17 protein-coding genes are annotated in these 15,617 nt (G+C 73.1%); 11 read left to right on the top strand and 6 right to left on the bottom strand.

The features are described from left to right. Positions 1-148 precede the first annotated feature (148 nt). The 8 genes from HNR10_RS18380 to HNR10_RS18345 all read left to right on the top strand — a co-directional run bounded on the left by HNR10_RS18380 (position 149) and on the right by HNR10_RS18345 (position 9,180). Positions 149-1,747 (top strand): ABC transporter substrate-binding protein, encoded by a 1,599-nt coding sequence (locus HNR10_RS18380; protein WP_179825206.1) that lies wholly within the window; start codon positions 149-151, stop codon positions 1,745-1,747. Next, positions 1,747-2,706, top strand: coding sequence for an ABC transporter permease (locus tag HNR10_RS18375; protein WP_179825203.1), 960 nt, complete (start codon positions 1,747-1,749; stop codon positions 2,704-2,706). The genes HNR10_RS18380 and HNR10_RS18375 overlap by 1 nt, the downstream gene beginning before the upstream one ends. Then, a complete protein-coding gene (locus tag HNR10_RS18370) occupies positions 2,703-3,656 on the top strand; it encodes an ABC transporter permease (protein ID WP_179825201.1) in 954 nt (317 codons plus the stop codon). The genes HNR10_RS18375 and HNR10_RS18370 overlap by 4 nt, the downstream gene beginning before the upstream one ends. Next, positions 3,653-5,569, top strand: coding sequence for a dipeptide ABC transporter ATP-binding protein (locus HNR10_RS31775; protein ID WP_179825199.1), 1,917 nt, complete (start codon positions 3,653-3,655; stop codon positions 5,567-5,569). The genes HNR10_RS18370 and HNR10_RS31775 overlap by 4 nt, the downstream gene beginning before the upstream one ends. Before the next feature lie 44 nt (positions 5,570-5,613). After that, complete coding sequence (locus HNR10_RS18360; RefSeq protein WP_179825197.1) at positions 5,614-7,659, top strand: CocE/NonD family hydrolase; 2,046 nt, start codon at positions 5,614-5,616, stop codon at positions 7,657-7,659. Beyond that, entirely contained in the window at positions 7,656-8,354 is a 699-nt protein-coding gene (locus tag HNR10_RS18355; protein ID WP_179825195.1) for a TetR/AcrR family transcriptional regulator, read from the top strand. Before HNR10_RS18360 ends, HNR10_RS18355 begins: the two co-directional genes overlap by 4 nt. A 191-nt stretch (positions 8,355-8,545) precedes the next feature. Further along, complete coding sequence (locus tag HNR10_RS18350) at positions 8,546-8,941, top strand: carboxymuconolactone decarboxylase family protein (RefSeq protein ID WP_179825193.1); 396 nt, start codon at positions 8,546-8,548, stop codon at positions 8,939-8,941. Between the two features lie 2 nt (positions 8,942-8,943). Continuing rightward, positions 8,944-9,180 (top strand): hypothetical protein, encoded by a 237-nt coding sequence (locus HNR10_RS18345; protein ID WP_179825191.1) that lies wholly within the window; start codon positions 8,944-8,946, stop codon positions 9,178-9,180. Positions 9,181-9,274: 94 nt separating this feature from the next. On the opposite strand, the gene HNR10_RS18340 is transcribed toward HNR10_RS18345, so the two are convergent. After that, positions 9,275-9,643 (bottom strand): winged helix-turn-helix transcriptional regulator, encoded by a 369-nt coding sequence (locus HNR10_RS18340; RefSeq protein WP_179825189.1) that lies wholly within the window; start codon positions 9,641-9,643, stop codon positions 9,275-9,277. 95 nt (positions 9,644-9,738) lie between these two features. Here HNR10_RS18340 and HNR10_RS18335 point away from each other — a divergent pair, with 95 nt between their 5' ends. The 3 genes from HNR10_RS18335 to HNR10_RS18325 all read left to right on the top strand — a co-directional run bounded on the left by HNR10_RS18335 (position 9,739) and on the right by HNR10_RS18325 (position 11,281). Further along, positions 9,739-10,140, top strand: a complete 402-nt coding sequence (locus tag HNR10_RS18335) for a nuclear transport factor 2 family protein (protein ID WP_179825186.1) — start codon at positions 9,739-9,741, stop codon at positions 10,138-10,140. 163 nt (positions 10,141-10,303) lie between these two features. Continuing rightward, on the top strand, positions 10,304-10,807 hold the full coding sequence (locus HNR10_RS18330) for a hypothetical protein (protein ID WP_179825184.1): 504 nt from the start codon (positions 10,304-10,306) through the stop codon (positions 10,805-10,807). Between the two features lie 99 nt (positions 10,808-10,906). Further along, a complete protein-coding gene (locus tag HNR10_RS18325) occupies positions 10,907-11,281 on the top strand; it encodes a hypothetical protein (RefSeq protein ID WP_179825182.1) in 375 nt (124 codons plus the stop codon). A gap of 116 nt (positions 11,282-11,397) precedes the next feature. On the opposite strand, the gene HNR10_RS18320 is transcribed toward HNR10_RS18325, so the two are convergent. From HNR10_RS18320 to HNR10_RS18300, 5 genes are all read right to left on the bottom strand, one after another. Continuing rightward, complete coding sequence (locus HNR10_RS18320; RefSeq protein ID WP_179825180.1) at positions 11,398-12,465, bottom strand: nucleoside-diphosphate kinase; 1,068 nt, start codon at positions 12,463-12,465, stop codon at positions 11,398-11,400. Between the two features lie 85 nt (positions 12,466-12,550). Next, the gene (locus HNR10_RS18315) at positions 12,551-13,075 is read right to left on the bottom strand and encodes a flavin reductase family protein (RefSeq protein WP_179825178.1); all 525 of its coding nucleotides are present in this window, start codon (positions 13,073-13,075) and stop codon (positions 12,551-12,553) included. Then, positions 13,072-14,130, bottom strand: coding sequence for an SDR family oxidoreductase (locus HNR10_RS18310; RefSeq protein WP_218897845.1), 1,059 nt, complete (start codon positions 14,128-14,130; stop codon positions 13,072-13,074). Before HNR10_RS18310 ends, HNR10_RS18315 begins: the two co-directional genes overlap by 4 nt. Further along, entirely contained in the window at positions 14,124-15,356 is a 1,233-nt protein-coding gene (locus tag HNR10_RS18305; RefSeq protein WP_179825176.1) for a beta-ketoacyl-[acyl-carrier-protein] synthase family protein, read from the bottom strand. Before HNR10_RS18305 ends, HNR10_RS18310 begins: the two co-directional genes overlap by 7 nt. Continuing rightward, a complete protein-coding gene (locus HNR10_RS18300) occupies positions 15,353-15,604 on the bottom strand; it encodes an acyl carrier protein (protein ID WP_179825174.1) in 252 nt (83 codons plus the stop codon). Before HNR10_RS18300 ends, HNR10_RS18305 begins: the two co-directional genes overlap by 4 nt. Between the last annotated feature and the right edge of the window lie 13 nt (positions 15,605-15,617).

The raw sequence follows: 15,617 nt of genomic DNA, 5'->3' as shown, positions 1-15,617 counted from the left end.
GATCCGCGGCGCGGGCGCAGGTGATCCGACCGGCCTACCCGTTCTTCCGCCCGTTGAATCATCGGCCTCCTCCCTCTATCGTGCAAGAGTCGTATCAATCGTTCAATGAACGATTAATCCGTTCGCAGCACACCACGGAGGGCAAGACATGCCGCGTTCACCGGGGGCCGAGGGCGCCCCGCCGCGGATCCCGCGCAGAACGGCTCTGCTGGGGGGAGCCGGGGCGCTCGGGGCCGCGGCCCTGCTCCCCGGCTGTACCGCGTCCGGCCCGAGGGCGGCCCCTGCGCTCCCCGAGGCCGCCGCCACCGGGACCACCGCCGACGGCGGCGTTCTGCGCATGGCCCGTCCGCCCGCGTCGCAGGCCGAGACCCTGGACCCGGCCAGTTCCCTGTCCGCCTACGAGTACCTCGGGGCCCTGTACAGCCGACTGGTCCGCATGGACGCGGAGGGGCACACCGCTCCCGACCTGGCCACCGAGTGGGAGTCCGACGACGCCGGCCTGGTGTGGACCTTCCGGCTGCGCGACGGGGTCCGCTTCCACGACGGCCGCCGCTTCACCTCCGCGGACGCCGCCTACACGCTGCGCCGGATCGTCGATCCCGACCTCGCCTCGCCGCAGGGCACGGTCCTGGGCCCGCTGATCGACCCGAGCCGTGTGCACACCCCCGAGCCGGGCGTGCTGGTGGTCGAGCTCACCACGCCCAACTTCGAGTTCCCCGCGCTCCTCACGAACTACAACTGCTACGTCGTCCCCGACGGCGACGGCAACACGATCGGGTCGACCGGCATCGGCACCGGCCCCTTCCGCCTCGACTCCTTCTCCCCCGGCGGCCGGGGCCGGATCGTCGCCTACGACGACCACTGGGAGGGGCCGCCCGCCCTGGACGCCATCGAGATGTTCTCGATGACCGACATCCAGGCGCGGACCAACGCGCTGCTGGCCGGCCAGGTCGACCTCATCTCGCAGACCAACCTGGACTTCGCCACCGCCCGTGTCGTCGAGGCCTCCGACCGGGCGACCATCGCCCGCTCGGTCAACGCCCAGTGGTACGTGCTCCCGATGCTCACCACGGCCGAGCCGTTCACCGACGTGCGCGTGCGCCGGGCGATGAAGCTGGCCTACGACCCGCGGCACGTCATCGACGTGGCCCTCCAGGGCACCGGCGTACCCGGCAACGACAACCCGGTCCCGCCCGGGACGCCCTACTGGACCGACTACGCGGTCGAACGCGACCCGGACCGGGCCCGCGCGCTGCTCGCCGAGGCCGGGCACGAGGGCCTGAGCGTGGAGCTCTACACCTCCGGCTACGACCCGGTGTTCACCCCCATGGCGCTGGCCTACCGCGACTCCGTGGCCGAGGCCGGGATCGACATCACCGTCCGCAACACCTCGGCGGACTCGTACTACACCCAGATCTGGATGCAGAAGCCGCTGATGTCGACGTACTGGTACACCGGGCGCCCGGCCGACCAGCTGCTCAACCAGGTCTTCCGCAGCGGCTCCTCCTACAACGAGACCGCCTGGGCGAACGACGCCTTCGACGGCCTGCTCGACGCCGCCCGCGCCACGGCCGACGAGGACCGCCGCCGGACCCTGTACCAGGATGCCCAGCGGATGGTCGTGGACGAGGGCGGAGCGATGACCCCGATGTTCGCCGACCGGCTGGTCGGCATCTCCCGGGACGTCCTCAACTACCACGAGTCCGGTTTCGAGTTCGACTACCTCAACATCGGATTGAGGCCCTGATGCTCCTCTACATCTCCAGGCGGCTGCTGTCCGCGGTCGTCACCGTGCTCCTGGCGTCGGTGATCGTGTTCGCCGCCGTCCAGCTGCTCCCGGGCGACGTGGCCACCCAGGTGCTCGGCCAGGACGCCACCCCGGACGCCGTCGCCGCGCTGCGCGAGCAGATGGGCCTGAACCGCCCGGCCGTCCTGCGGTTCGTCGACTGGATCACCGGCGCGGTGCGCGGCGACTTCGGCGTGTCCCTGGTGTCCGGTGAGCCGGTCGCCCCGACCCTGTGGTTGCACCTGCGCAACACCATGCTGATCGCGGTCGCCACCATCGCCGTCGCGGTCACCTCCTCGATCGTGCTGGGCGTCGTCGCCGGCCTGTACCGGGACCGCTGGCCGGACACGGTGATCTCCACCCTGACGCTGGTCGGGATGAGCGTGCCGGAGTTCGTCGTGGCGACCCTGCTCGTGCTGGCGCTGTCGATCACCGTGCCGGTCCTGCCCGCCGTCGTCCTGGACGAGGCGTCCGCCCCGGTCGTGGACCTGCTGCCCGCGGTCGTCCTGCCCACCATCGCGCTGTCGGTGGTGATGACCGCCTACATCGTGCGGATGACCAGGACCAGTGTCATCGACGTCATGGCGAGCGAGTTCGTCACCACCGCCCGGCTCAAGGGCCTGGGCACGGGCCGGGTCGTGGTGCGCCACGCCCTGCCCAGCGCGCTGCTGCCCACGCTGAACGTGATCGCGATGAACGTGGCGTGGCTGGTCGGCGGTGTCGCGGTGGTCGAGAACGTCTTCAACTACCCCGGTGTCGGCCGGATGCTGCTGGAGGCCGTGCACAACCGCGACCTGCCGGTGCTACAGGCCATCGCCGTGGTCAGCGCGGCCGTGTACGTGCTGTGCAACCTCGCCGCCGACCTGGGGGCGATGGCGCTCAACCCGCGCCTGCGCACCGGAGAGAGGAGCGCCCGATGAGCGAGTCCCCGCACGGGGCCGCCCGGCCCGCCGAGACCACCGGGGCCACCGGGGCCACCGGGGCCACGAACGCGGCCGGGGCCGCCGGGGCCGCCCGGCCCGCCGGAACGGTCCGCACGACACTGCGCTCGCTGGCGCGGTCCACCCCCGCCGTGGTCGGCCTGTCCCTGGTCGCCCTGCACGTGCTGCTGGCCCTGCTGGCACCGCTGCTCACCCCGTACTCCCCCACGGCCAACGTTCCCGACAGCGCGCTGCTCGGCGCGAGTGCCGACCACTGGGCCGGCACCGACGCCTACGGCCGGGACGTGCTGAGCCGGGTGCTGTACGGCGGCCGCTACGCGCTGATGGTGTCGTTCGCCGCGACGGCCTGCGCGGTGGCCCTGGGCACCGTCGTGGGCTGCGCGGCCGCGCTCAAGGGCGGGTGGCTCGACGACGCGCTCATGCGCGTGCTCGACGCGATCCTGGCCATCCCGCCGATCCTGGCGCTGCTGGTCGTGGTGACCGTGCTCGGGGCCGGGCCCTCGGTGATCGTCCTCGCCGTGACCGTGGTGTACGCGCCCCAGGTGGTGCGCGTGGTGCGCGCCGCCGCGCTCGGCGTGGCCCCGCTCGACTACGTGACCGCCGCACGGGCACGCGGTGAGCGCACCGTCTCCATCCTGGTCCGCGAGGTCCTGCCGAACATCGCGCACGTGGTGTCGGTGGAGTTCGCGATGCGCGCCTCGTGGGTGGTGCTGCTGATCAGCTCGCTGTCCTTCCTCGGGTTCGGCGCCAACCCGCCCACCCCCGACTGGGGGCTGATGGTCGCCGAGAACCGCACCGCCATGGTCGTGGTGCCGTGGGCGACGCTCGCCCCGATCATCGCCCTGGCGACCCTGGTCGTCGGGCTGAACCTGTCCGCCGACGGCCTGTCCCGGGCCTGGGGCGTCGACCGTGTGAAGGAGAGCTCATGAGCAGCGCCGAGTCCGGACCCCTGGTGCGCGTCGAGGGGCTGTCCGTGGCCTACCGCTCCGGCGGCGGCGACGTGACCGTGGTGCGCGAGGTGTCCTTCGAGGCGGCGGCCGGGCAGACGGTGGCCGTGGTCGGCGAGTCCGGCAGCGGCAAGTCCACCGTCGCCGGGGCCCTGCTCGGCCACCTGCGGCACGGTTCGCGGGTCACCGGCGGCCGGGTCGTGGTCGACGGCAGGGACGTCCTGTCGCTGGACCAGCGCGGCCTGCGGGAGCTGCGCACCCGGGACATCGCGATGGTGGGGCAGAACGCGGGGCACGCGCTCACGCCGTCGATGCGTGTCGGTACACAGATCGAGGAGTCCCTGCTGACACAGGGCCTGACCCGCGGGCAGCGTCGGGAACGGGTCCGCTCGCTGGTGGAGAAGGTCGGGCTGCCCGATCCCGAGGGGATCGTGCGCCGGTACCCGCACCAGCTCTCCGGCGGTCAGCAGCAGCGGGTGGCGATCGCCATGGCGCTGGCGGCGCGGCCCAAGGTGCTGGTGCTGGACGAGCCCACGACCGCGCTGGACGTGGTCACCCAGGCACGGATCCTGGACCTGGTCGCCGGGCTGGGCGAGGAGTTCGGGCTGACGTCGGTCCTGGTCAGCCACGACCTGGGCGTCGTCGCCCGGATGGCCGGCCAGGTCGTGGTCATGCGCGAGGGCGAGGTCGTGGAGGCGGCCGGGGCGGCCGAGCTGTTCGACGCGCCGCGGCACCCGTACACGCGCCGCCTGCTCGCGAGCGTGCCGAGAGTCGGTGACCGGGGGCTGGCCGAGGTCGCCGAGGACGGGACGCGGACCGTGCGCGAGCGCGTTCCGGTCCCCGACGACGCGCCCGAGGTGGTGTCCCTGCGCGACGTGACGATCGACTACGGCGCCCACCGCGCCGTCGGCGGCGTCTCGCTCGGTCTGCGCCGGGGCGAGGTGCTGGCCCTGGTCGGGGAGTCGGGCAGCGGCAAGTCGACGCTGGCCTGGTCACTGGCGGGCCTGCGCGCGCCGTCCTCCGGGACGATGCGGCTGCTCGGCACGGACGACGGCGGCACCGACGCCTCCGGCACCAAGGGTGGCGGAACGGAGGGCGGTGGCGCCGGGGGTGGCGGCACCGACGCCTCCGGGAGCGGGGGCGGCAGGGTCCACGGCGATCTGGCCGTGCGGGCACGGCGGCGCCCGCCGGGCGTCCGCCGCCGCGTCCAGCTCGTGTTCCAGAACGCCGACACCTCGCTCAACCCGCGGCGCGTCGTCCGCGAGGCGGTCCGCCGGCCGCTGCGGTTCTTCGGCCTGGCCGACCGCGGCCGTGCCGACGACCGGGCGCGTGAACTGATCGCGGACGTCGCCCTGGACCCGGCCCTGTCGGACCGGCTGCCGGGGCAGCTCTCCGGCGGGCAGCGCCAGCGGGTCGGCATCGCCCGCGCCCTGGCCGGCGACCCGTGCGTGGTGGTCGCCGACGAGGTCACCACCGCGCTCGACGTGTCGGTCCAGGCGTCAGTGCTCGCCCTGCTGGACGACCTGCGCACCGAACGCGACCTGGCGTTCGTCTTCATCAGCCACGACCTGGCGGTGGTGCGCGGGATCGCCGACCGGGTCGCGGTGATGCGGGACGGGCTGGTCGTGGAGGAGGGGCCGGTGGAGGCGGTCTTCTCCGGACCCAACCACCCCTACACGCGGCGGCTGCTGGACGCGGTCCTGGAGCCGCGGCCGGTCGGGCACGGCGGCGACGGCGGCGCGACCGCGGGGGCGTCCGCGCCGGACGGGGACCCTGCCGCCGTGCCCGAGGACCGGGCGGCGGCTCCCGACCCGGAATGGATCGACCTGGGCGGCGGCCACCGGATCCGCCGGTGGACCGTTGACGCCGACGACACCGCCGACAAGCGGCCCTGACACACGGTTCCGACGGGACCGGCACGAGAGACGAACGGGGGAACATGCGCTACCGAGAGGACTTCGCGCGCGACGTCGAGGTCCGCGAGGACTGGATCCCGATGGCCGACGGCACGCGGCTGCACGCACGCGTGTGGCTGCCGGCGGACGCCCTGGCGGACCCGGTCCCGGCGCTGCTGGAGTACCTGCCCTACCGCAAGGGCGACTGGACGTCCCCGCGCGACGCCCAGCGGCATCCGTACTACGCGGGCCACGGGTACGCGTCGGTGCGGGTGGACCTGCGCGGGTCCGGGGACTCCGAGGGCGTGATGCTCGACGAGTACGCCGAGCGGGAGACCGCCGACGGGGTCGCCGTCGTGGAGTGGCTCGCCGCGCAGCCCTGGTGCACCGGGCGGGTGGGGATGTTCGGCATCTCCTGGGGCGGGTTCAACTCGCTGCAGATCGCCGCGCGGCGCCCGGAGGCGCTCAAGGCGATCGTCACGGTGTGCTCGGCCGACGACCGCTACGACAACGACGTGCACTACATCGGCGGATCGGTGCTGGGCATCGACATGGCCGGCTGGTCCGGCACCATGCTGGCGTTCACGTCGCGCCCGCCGGACCCGGTCACGGTCGGCGACGCGTGGCTGCCGATGTGGCGGGAGCGCCTCGACGCGCTGGAGCCGTTCGTCCACACCTGGCTGGACCACCAGGCCCGCGACGAGTACTGGCGGCACGGGAGCGTGTGCGAGGACTACTCCGCGATCGACGCCGCGGTGCTGGCCGTCGGCGGCTGGGCCGACCCCTACCGCGACACCGTGCTGCGGCTGGTGGAGCACCTGCCCGGGCCGGTCCGCGGGCTGCTGGGCCCCTGGGCGCACCAGTACCCCGACATCGCGCGGCCGCCCGGCCCGCACATCGGCTTCCTCCAGGAGACGCTGCGCTGGTGGGACCACTGGCTCAAGGACGCGGACAACGGCGCCATGGACACCCCTCGCCTGCGGTCGTGGGTGCAGGAGCCGGTGCCGCCGGCGACGGCCTACGCCGAGCGGCCCGGCCGGTGGGTCACCGACGACGCCTGGCCCTCTCCGGCGACCCGCTGGTGCGAGCGGTCGCTCGGCGGGGCGGACGACTACTCCCGCGGCTCGGACGACTCGGACGACTCGGGCCGCGGGGACGGCGCGCCGGTGACGGTGCGCAGCCCGCAGCACACGGGCGTCGACGCGGGCCGGTTCTTCCCCTACGGCAACGCCACCGACCTGCCTCCCGACCAGCGGGAGGAGGACGGGCGCTCGACGTGCTTCGACGGTGAGCCGCTGGCCGAGCGCGTGGAGATCCTGGGACGGGCGCGGGTCCGGCTGCGGCTGGACGCCGACAAGCCCAGGGGGACCGTGATCGTGCGGGTGTGCGACGTCGCCCCCGACGGGGCCTCGACCCTCGTCACCCGCGGTGTGCTGAACCTGGGCAGCCGGTACGGCCGCGACCGGTCGGTGCCGTGGGAGCCGGGCACCCCGGAGGACGTGGAGGTGGAGCTCACGGGGACGGGGTACGCGTTCCCCGCCGGGCACCGGATCCGGGTGGCGGTGTCGACCGCGTACTGGCCGTGGGTGTGGCCGCAGCCGGACGACCCCGCCCTGACCGTGTGGCCCGACCGCAGCGCGCTGCTGCTCCCGGTCCGGCCCGCGGGCACGGACGGGGCGCCGGTGGAGTTCGCCGAGCCGGAGCAGGCGCCGCCGCTGGCGGTCGAGCTGGGCACGTCGGAGGACCGGCCCGAGCGCCTGGTGTCGCACGACGTCGGGACCGGCGAGTGGGTGCTCGACGTCGACCCCAACTACGGGGGCTCGCGCACCTACCCCAACGGGCTCGTGTACACGGAGAAGGCGCGCGAACGGTACCGGATCCGGTTCGACGACCCGTTGTCGGCCGTGGCAGGATCCGAGTGGGAGATCACCATGCGTCGGGAGGATTGGGACGTTTCCGTGCGGACGTCGAGCGAAATGACCGCCACCGCGGACCACTTCGTCGTGCGGAGCACGGTGGAGGCCCGTTCCGGCGGCGAGGTCGTCGCCACCCGGCACTGGCACCGCGAGATCCCCAGGACCGCGGGATGAGCGGCCCGGACGAGGGGGCGCCGGCCCGCGGAGCGGACGGTCGCGCACCGGCCAACGGGCCGACGGGGGCCAGGCGGCGCGCGGTCGCGCCGGACAAGCGCACCCGCCAGCCCACGGAGGTGCGGCGGCGGCTCATCCTGGAGGCCGCGGTGCCGCTGGTGATCGAGCGCGGAGCGAGCCGGGTGGGCCTGCGCGACATCGCCCGCGCGGCGGGGGTGTCCGTCGGCACCGTCACGTACCACTTCGGCGGTGTGCGCGAGATCCTCAGCGAGGCGGTGTCGATCGAGATCGACTCCTACTACCGCCCCCTCGGCGAGCGGATGCTGGCGGCCGCCACCGCCGCGGAGGGGCTGACCACGCTCATCGAGGGCGTGTTCAGCGCGGAGACCGACCGGCACTGGCGGCTGTGGTTCGACAACTGGGCGGCCGACGCCAGCCTGGAGCCGGACTCGCGCCAGCACCGGCGGTACGAGGAGTGGTCGGACCGGGTGGCCGAGCTGATCGCCCGGGGTCGCGACGCGGGGGAGTTCCGCTGCCCGGACGTCGCCGAGACCACGACCCGGTTCAACGCCCTGGTCGACGGGCTGGCCCTGCGCCGCCTGCGGGGCGCTCCGCCGCTGAGCATCGAGCAGGCGCGCGCCCACCTGCGCCGCTTCCTGGCCGCGGAGCTGGACCTGGAGTCCTCCCCGGCCTGAGTGGCCGAAGGTGGACAGCATGGACTGAGGAGTGGATTCCCGCAGGTCACAGCCACAGACTGGAGGTAGGGGCACACCGCGGAGCACGCGGTCCGATGTCCGGGGACGGTTCGCGCCCAACCGCGGCCGACCCCGGACACACCCCTCTTCCGTCCGCGCCGACCGCGCGGGCCCGCACGAAGGAGGCGGAGATGACCGCACTGAGCCGCGGCGAGGTCGAGGCCGACATCAAGAACACGCTGGGTCTCGTCCCGCACTTCTTCTCAGCCATCCCGGACGAGCTGATCGGCGCCGAGTGGGAGCTCTTCAAGCACCTGGAGCTCGGGGAGACGCTCATCCCGAACAAGTACAAGGAACTGATGGGCGTCGCGCTGCACTCGGAGACCAAGTGCGCGTACTGCACGCTGTTCCACACCGAGGCGGCGAAGCTCTTCGGCGCCACCGACCAGGAGATCCAGGAGGCCGTGCACTACGCCAAGTCGAGCCTGGGCTGGAGCGCGTACCTGAACGGGATGCAGGAGGACTACGACACCTTCAAGGACGAGCTGGGGCAGATCGGCGAGTACCTCAGCAGCTCGCAGGCGTGACCATGCGACTGGAGAGGGTGCAGCCGACGGTGGTCCGGGCCACGATGCACGTCCGCGAGATCGCCGCGCTCATGACCGCGGTACGGCAGGTGGCGGACGGCACGCCGCAGGACGTACCGGAGGAGGCCCGCCGACAGCTCAGGTCCCTGCTGGAGACCTACGACGAGCAGGTGCGGCGCCTCGACGAGCGCCCCGGACCCGCCCCGGACGTCCCCGGACAGGAGGCCGGGTCCGGCTGAGCCGGGCCCGGGTCCCGCGCGACCGACCGGAGCCCGGTACCGCCCGTCGCGGCGGTACCGGGCTCCGTGCCGCCCCGGGGCCGGTCGGCCCCCGTCAGCGGCGGGAGTCGTAGGACTCGCGCGCCGCGAGGACCTCGGTGATGTGCTCCTCGGCCCAGAGCCCCAGTGCGCGCAGGGGCGCCTGGAGCGTGTGTCCCAGCTCGGTCAGCTCATACTCGACCCTGGGAGGCACCTCCGCGAACGCGTACCGCGCGACGAGTCCGTCGCGTTCCAGGTCCCGCAGGGTGTCGGTGAGGACCTTCCCGCTGATCCCGTCGACCTTGGCGCGCAGGTCGCCGAAACGCATCCTGCCGCCGCTGAGCGCGATCACCACCATGGCCGTCCACTTGTTGGCGATGCGGGCCAACGACGTGCGGGAGGGGCAGGTCGCCGTGAGCACGTCGAACGTCCGGTCGTGTGACATGCGACACCTTCCCCCATTAGTGACGTTGAGGTAACTGGTTACCAATGGTGAGTATAGGCGTGAGCAGGGACAACTTCGACAATGGAGCATCGATCATGGGATCCACCGCACCGCTCACCGTCGTCAGCCGGTACTTCGACGCCCTGGCCGCCAAGGACTTCGCCACGGTCACGGCCGTGTTCGCCGACGACATCGTGTGGCACCAGCCCGGCGGCCACCGGTTCTCCGGCACCCACAGCGGCAGCGCCGCGGTGAACGAGTTGATCGGCGGGATGATGGCCGTCAGCGAGGGGACGTTCGAGCTCACCGTGACCGGGGAACCCATGGACAACGGCGCGCTGGTCGCGGCACCGGTCCGCTTCGCCGGCAGGCGCGCGGGCGCCGAGATGGCGATGGACGGCGTCGACCTCCTGAGGATCGACGGCGACAGGATCGCCGAGGTGTGGCTGTTCTCCGCCGATCCGCGGGCCGAGGACGCCTTCTGGGGCGCCGGCTGACCTCGGGCGCGCACGGGCCCGGGCCGGTCTCGACCCGCCCGGCCCCTCGTCGTGACCGCGGTACGCCGAGCCGGTGCACGTCGCCGACCGGCCTGGATCAGGGGAGCGCCGGTGGCGCATACTCGGGGGCGCACCTTCGGCGGCGACAGGACGGATCACCGGCATGGACGAGCTCTACGAGCGCTTTCGGGCGCGCACGCACGGAACGCCCTACACGGTGTCGCCGATGGAAGGCGGCCTGCGGCTGCACCTGGACGTCGCCGACGTGACCTGGCAGAGGCTGTTCTACCAGATGCGCATGAGCCGGGAGTACAGCATCAACCTGCGGGTGGACCCGGCCGCGCGCACCTACAGCCGGGAGCAGGTCGTGCGCTCGATGCAGTGGGTCGAGGGCATCGGCACGACGCCACGGGTGGAGTTCTCCGGCGACACCGGCCGGGGGACGCGCAAGGCGATCCACCTCGGAAGACGGCGGAGCGCCCCCTCGGCCCACGGCTACCACGTCGACTTCCAGGAGTTGGCCGAGTTGGTGGACGAGGTGATGCTCGCCGACGGCTGGACCCGCAGGATGGACCGCAGCAGCCGCATCGGCCTGATCGCCGCGGGGATCGGCGTCGCCGCCGCTCTGCTCGGCGTGGCCGTCGCCCTCATCGCCGCCCTCGCCTGAGACCCCGTGGTCCCCGGACCCCGGACCCCGGACCACGGGCGGGCGGCGCTCCCGGTCCCCTCGGTTGCCCGGCGGCGACCGCTTGTCGATACTGGCCCCATGTGCACCCGACCCGCCCACCGCGGGCACCACCACGTGTGCCCGGCCTGCCGGGTCGCGTTCAAGGACCGCGTCGACCGACCGCGCGACCGGGTGTGTCCGAACTGCACGGGAGCGCTGATCGACGCCGGAAGCGACCTGGAGGTCCCCCGGCGCGGCGACCGCGCCGGATGGCGGGTGCTGGAGGTGCTGCTGCGCGCCGGTGTCACCTTCCACGCCACGTGCTGTGACGGCCCCGGATGGCGGCCGCGCACCATGGCCCAGGTCAGGGAGCGCCTGGCCGCCGCCGAGCGTACCGGCTCCCCCGTGGCCGAGGCACTGGCCTCCGCCGATGTCGACGCGATCGGCCGCCGCCCCCGGGCGGCTCGCCGGTGATCCACGGCGGTGGGCGTCCGCTGCGGAGCCCGGAGTGCCCCTGGGGCGTGCCGGGCTCCGCCGGGTCCCGCGTCGATGTTCCGCCGGCCCCGACGCCCGGTGGCCCGGATCCGTCCCTATGACCGCTCCTGGTGGTAGTACAGGCCGGTGTCGAGTGCCAGCGTTTCCCAGGCGTCCAGCGTGACGCCCCGGCGGGCGCACTCGGCGCGGACCTCCACGGACAGCTCGAAGTCGTAGTCCTCCGGGGCGGCGAGGCGGCGCATCAGGGGGGACACCTCCTCCCGCCGCAGCCGGTCGAGCACCCGGCGCTCCTCGGCGTTCAGCGCGCAGAACCGGGACCAGCGGTGCACGATGCTCGTCTCCTGGTCCGCGATCTCGCGGTACATCGCGTAGGTCCGCTCGGTCTCACGCCACAGGTCCGCACTCGGTTCGCCCGCCCTGATCCGACTCTTCATCCGGATCATCACGGAGGCCAGGTCGAGGCTGCGCCGCCCGGGCTGCGTGAGGAACAGCTGTTCCCGGAGTTCCGCCTCGGCCGACGGACCGGCACCCGGGTCGCCCGAGGCGATCGCGTCCGCTCGCAGCAGGGCCCGCCGGAGCTGTTCCGGTGTCCCGAAGATCAGGAACTCACGGGCCGTGGAGATCGGATCGTCCGCGGCGTGGAGCAGGTTCAGCGCGGTGTTGGACCCCCGGGCCTCCCAGCGCAGTTCCCCGGGAGAACCCGCGAAGGGGTCCGACACCCCCTTGAGGTCCTTGACCCGCTGGTGCGCCGTACGGTCGGCGGTCGGCGGGATCCGGAACATCAGCGCCACACCCGGGCCCATCGCGTACAACCGCCCGTTGAGCCACCACACGCCCATCATGTTGTGCTCGTTGCGCACGGTCAGGTTGTACTTGTACAGGTCCTCGAAGTGGCGCGGCCCGAACGACAGCACAGTGTGGGCGTGCAACAGCTGCCACCCCGCCGCCTTCATGCCCGCGAGAACGGCCTCGTGCCGCCCGGACTCGATGGCGTCGGGTTTGAGCATGATGAACACGCAGTCCTTCAGCCGCATCGCCTGCGCCTCGGAGAGATGCCCGCGCACTGAGGCCCAGACGGTCTCGCCGTCGCCCAGCCGCGCAAGGTAGCTGTCCTCCAGAAGCTCTTCGGGACACGCTCCGGTCCGCTCGTCGGTCAGCGTCATCTCTTTCGTCTTCCTTCCATGATGTCGAACAGGGTCCTCTGGCACCGCGCGGCCGCGTGGTCCACCCACGGCCCGGCGAGCCCTCTCAGCCCCATGGCGTGTCCCGGTAGGTCCGAGCGTGGTAGACGAGGGGCCCCGGACCGCTGAGCCGCTCACCCCTCAGGTAGCGGCCGACGATCACCGTGTGGTCCCCCGCCACCACCTCCTGTTCGGTCGCGCACTCGCCCCAGGCGATCACGCCGTCCTCCAGCAGGGGGAGCCCGGAACCCGTGTGCCGCCAGGACGCCCCCGCGAACTTGTCCCCGTCCGTGGAGGCGAAGCGGGAGCAGAGCCGCTCGGCGCCGGCGCCGCCCATCACGTGGACGAGGAACCGCCGGCGCTCGCGCAACCAGCGCAGGGTTCGGCTGCGTTCACCGACGCTGACCAGCAGGAGCGGCGGCCGCGCGGACACACTGCACAGTGCCGTCGTGGTCAGTCCGACCGGCCTGCCGCCCTCCGCGGTCGTCGTCACGATCGCCACCCCCGTGGGGAAGGCGGCCATCACCGAGAACAGCCCCGCCGCTCCGGTCCGCACGCCCGCCGTGTCGGCGGTCCCGCCGTTGGCCCTCATGCCATGACACCCCAGGGCTGGGGGATCCTCGACGCCAGGCGCGGTCGGCTGTCGGCCCACCAGCGCACCGACCGTGCGAGCGCCGTGGCGGGGTCGTCGGCCCGTCTGGTGTGGACGAAGGGCCGGTCGAGGCTGGTGTAGCTCTCGAACATGCCCAGGAGGCGGACCACCTGGAGCTGCACGGGTGAGAGGTGCTCCTCCGCCAGGGGCAGGAAGAAGCGGTGCCAGCGCTCCGGGGCGATGAAGGGCGGAGGCGTGATGGGCGCGATGCCCCTCTCGGCACGCCACTCGTTCAGGGTCGCGCACACGGTGTCGAGGAGTTCGCCCAGCCGCAGGCAGCGGTCCCCGCCGGCGATCACCTGTGTGCAGGGCGACGACGGGGGCTCCCCGTACACGGCGTCGGTGACCACCTCGGCCACCTGGTCGACCGGAGCGAGTTCGGCGTAGCCGTCCGGAGAACCGACGACGGCCGCGGCCAGTCCCGAGACCAGGCACTGGACCAGCGTGTAGGGACCGGTGAAGCGGCCGATGGAACCGTCCGCGCGGCTCCCGATGATCAGGGGCGGGCGCACGATCGTGAGCGGTCCCCCATGGCGCCGCCGGACCAGGTCCTCGCACTCGGCCTTGGACCACTCGTATCCGTTCCGGTAGCGCCCGAAGGCGGAGGGGACGGCGTGGTCCTCGGTGTCGGTCCCGTCCGCGTAGGCGGTGGACAGGTGGATCAGGTGTGTCCGGTCGTCCACGAGGTCCAGCACGGCCTCGGCCGGGGCGATGTTGGCCGCGAGCGCTTCCTCACGGGTCATGGTCCACCGGGTCGACGCGGCCGTGTGCACGACGGCGTCCCAGTGCCCGCGCAGCCGCTCCGGCGGAGGCTGTTGCCCCATGGCCCAGGCGACCTCGTCCGGTCGGGCGGGTCTGCGCGTGGCCCGGACGAGGTCGATGTCCCCCGCGGACCGGGTCAGCGCCCGCACGACCTCCTGACCGACCACACCCGTGGTTCCGGTGACCAGGACACGCATGGCTCCGCCCTCCTTCTCGTGTGGTCGTGTCAGCACGGTGCGAGCACCAGGGTGGCGTTGTGCCCGCCGAATCCGAACGAGTTCGACACCGCCGGCGCCCGGTCGATCTCCTCCGGGCGCCCGGAGACGATCCACAGCCCGTCGGTGTCGGCGTCCGCCTTGGTGAAGTTCGTGACGGGCGGGACCAGGCCCCGGTCCGCGCAGGCGAGCGCCACGGCGGCCTCCATGGCGCCGGCGGCCCCGAGGGAGTGTCCGAGCACTCCCTTGGACGACGTCACGGGCGGCCCCGACGTCCCGAAGCAGCGGGTGATCGCGTTGGCCTCCGCACGGTCGTTGTGGACGGTGGAGGTGCCGTGCGCGTTGATGTGTCCCACCTCGTCCGGCGCCAGGCCCGCGTCGGCGAGGGCCGCGCGCATGCAGTCGGCCGCGACCGAGCCGTCCTCGCGCGGGGCCACCATGTGGAAGGCGTCGGAGTTGGTGCCGTAGCCGAGCAGCTCGCCGAGGATCGTCGTGCCCCTGGCGAGCGCGTGCTCCCATCGCTCCAGGACCAGGAACGCGGCACCTTCGCCCATGACGAACCCGTCGCGGTCGGCGTCGAAGGGCCGGCACGCCTGCGCGGGCTCGTCGTTGCGACGGGACAGCGCACCGAGCCGGGCGAAGGAGGACATGATGACCGGGGAGACGGTCGCCTCGGCTCCGCCCGCGACGACGGCGTCCAGCCGTCCGGAGCGGATCATCAGCGCGGCCTCGCCGATCGCGTTGGCCCCGCTCGCGCAGGCGGTCGTGTAGGTGAGGGCCGGACCGCGCGCGCCCAGGGAGAGCCCGATCCGCGCGGCCAGGCTGCTGGGCATGATGCGGGGCACGGTGAAGGCGGGGACCTCGCGGGGGCGGTCGCCGTGGGTGCCCATCACGTTCTCGGCCGCGGTGAGGCCGCCCGCGGCCATGCCCACCGCGACCCCGAGCCGCTCGCACGCCACCGCCCCGGCCAGCCCGGCCGCTCGCACCGCGTCCGCGGCGGCACAGGTCCCCAGGACCGCCGCGCGATCCATCTTGGACAGGTCCCGGCGGCGCAGGTAGGGCTCGGTGTCGAACTCCGGAACCCGGCTGGCGAAGGTCACCGCCAGGTCCCCGGCCACGAACTCGCCGACCTCCGCGGCGGTGGGGCCGCCCCTGAGCACGGCGTCGGCCAACTCCTCCGGGTCGAGCCCGGCGGGGGACTTGAGCCCCACGCCCGTGATCGCGACCCTGCCGCGCGCCGTCACGACACCTCCTGCAGGTGCTTGCCGATGAGGTCGACGGCGTCGCCCACGTTCTCCATGCCCATCAGGTCCTCCGCGTCGATACGGGTGCCCAGGGCCCCCTCCAGGCGGGTGCCGATCTCCATCAGCTCCAGGCTGTCGACCTCGTAGTCGACGCGCAGATCGGTCTCACGGGTGATCTCGTCGGCGGTCACGCCGATGACCTGCGCGACGCACTCACGGACGACCTCGGCCAGTTCTTCCGGTTCCATTGCTGTCCTTCCT

The organism is Nocardiopsis aegyptia (assembly GCF_013410755.1).
Classification (GTDB): Bacteria; Actinomycetota; Actinomycetes; order Streptosporangiales; family Streptosporangiaceae; genus Nocardiopsis; species Nocardiopsis aegyptia.
The sequence above is the reverse complement of the archived record's forward strand: the minus strand, read 5'-3'. Positions and strand labels throughout refer to the sequence as shown.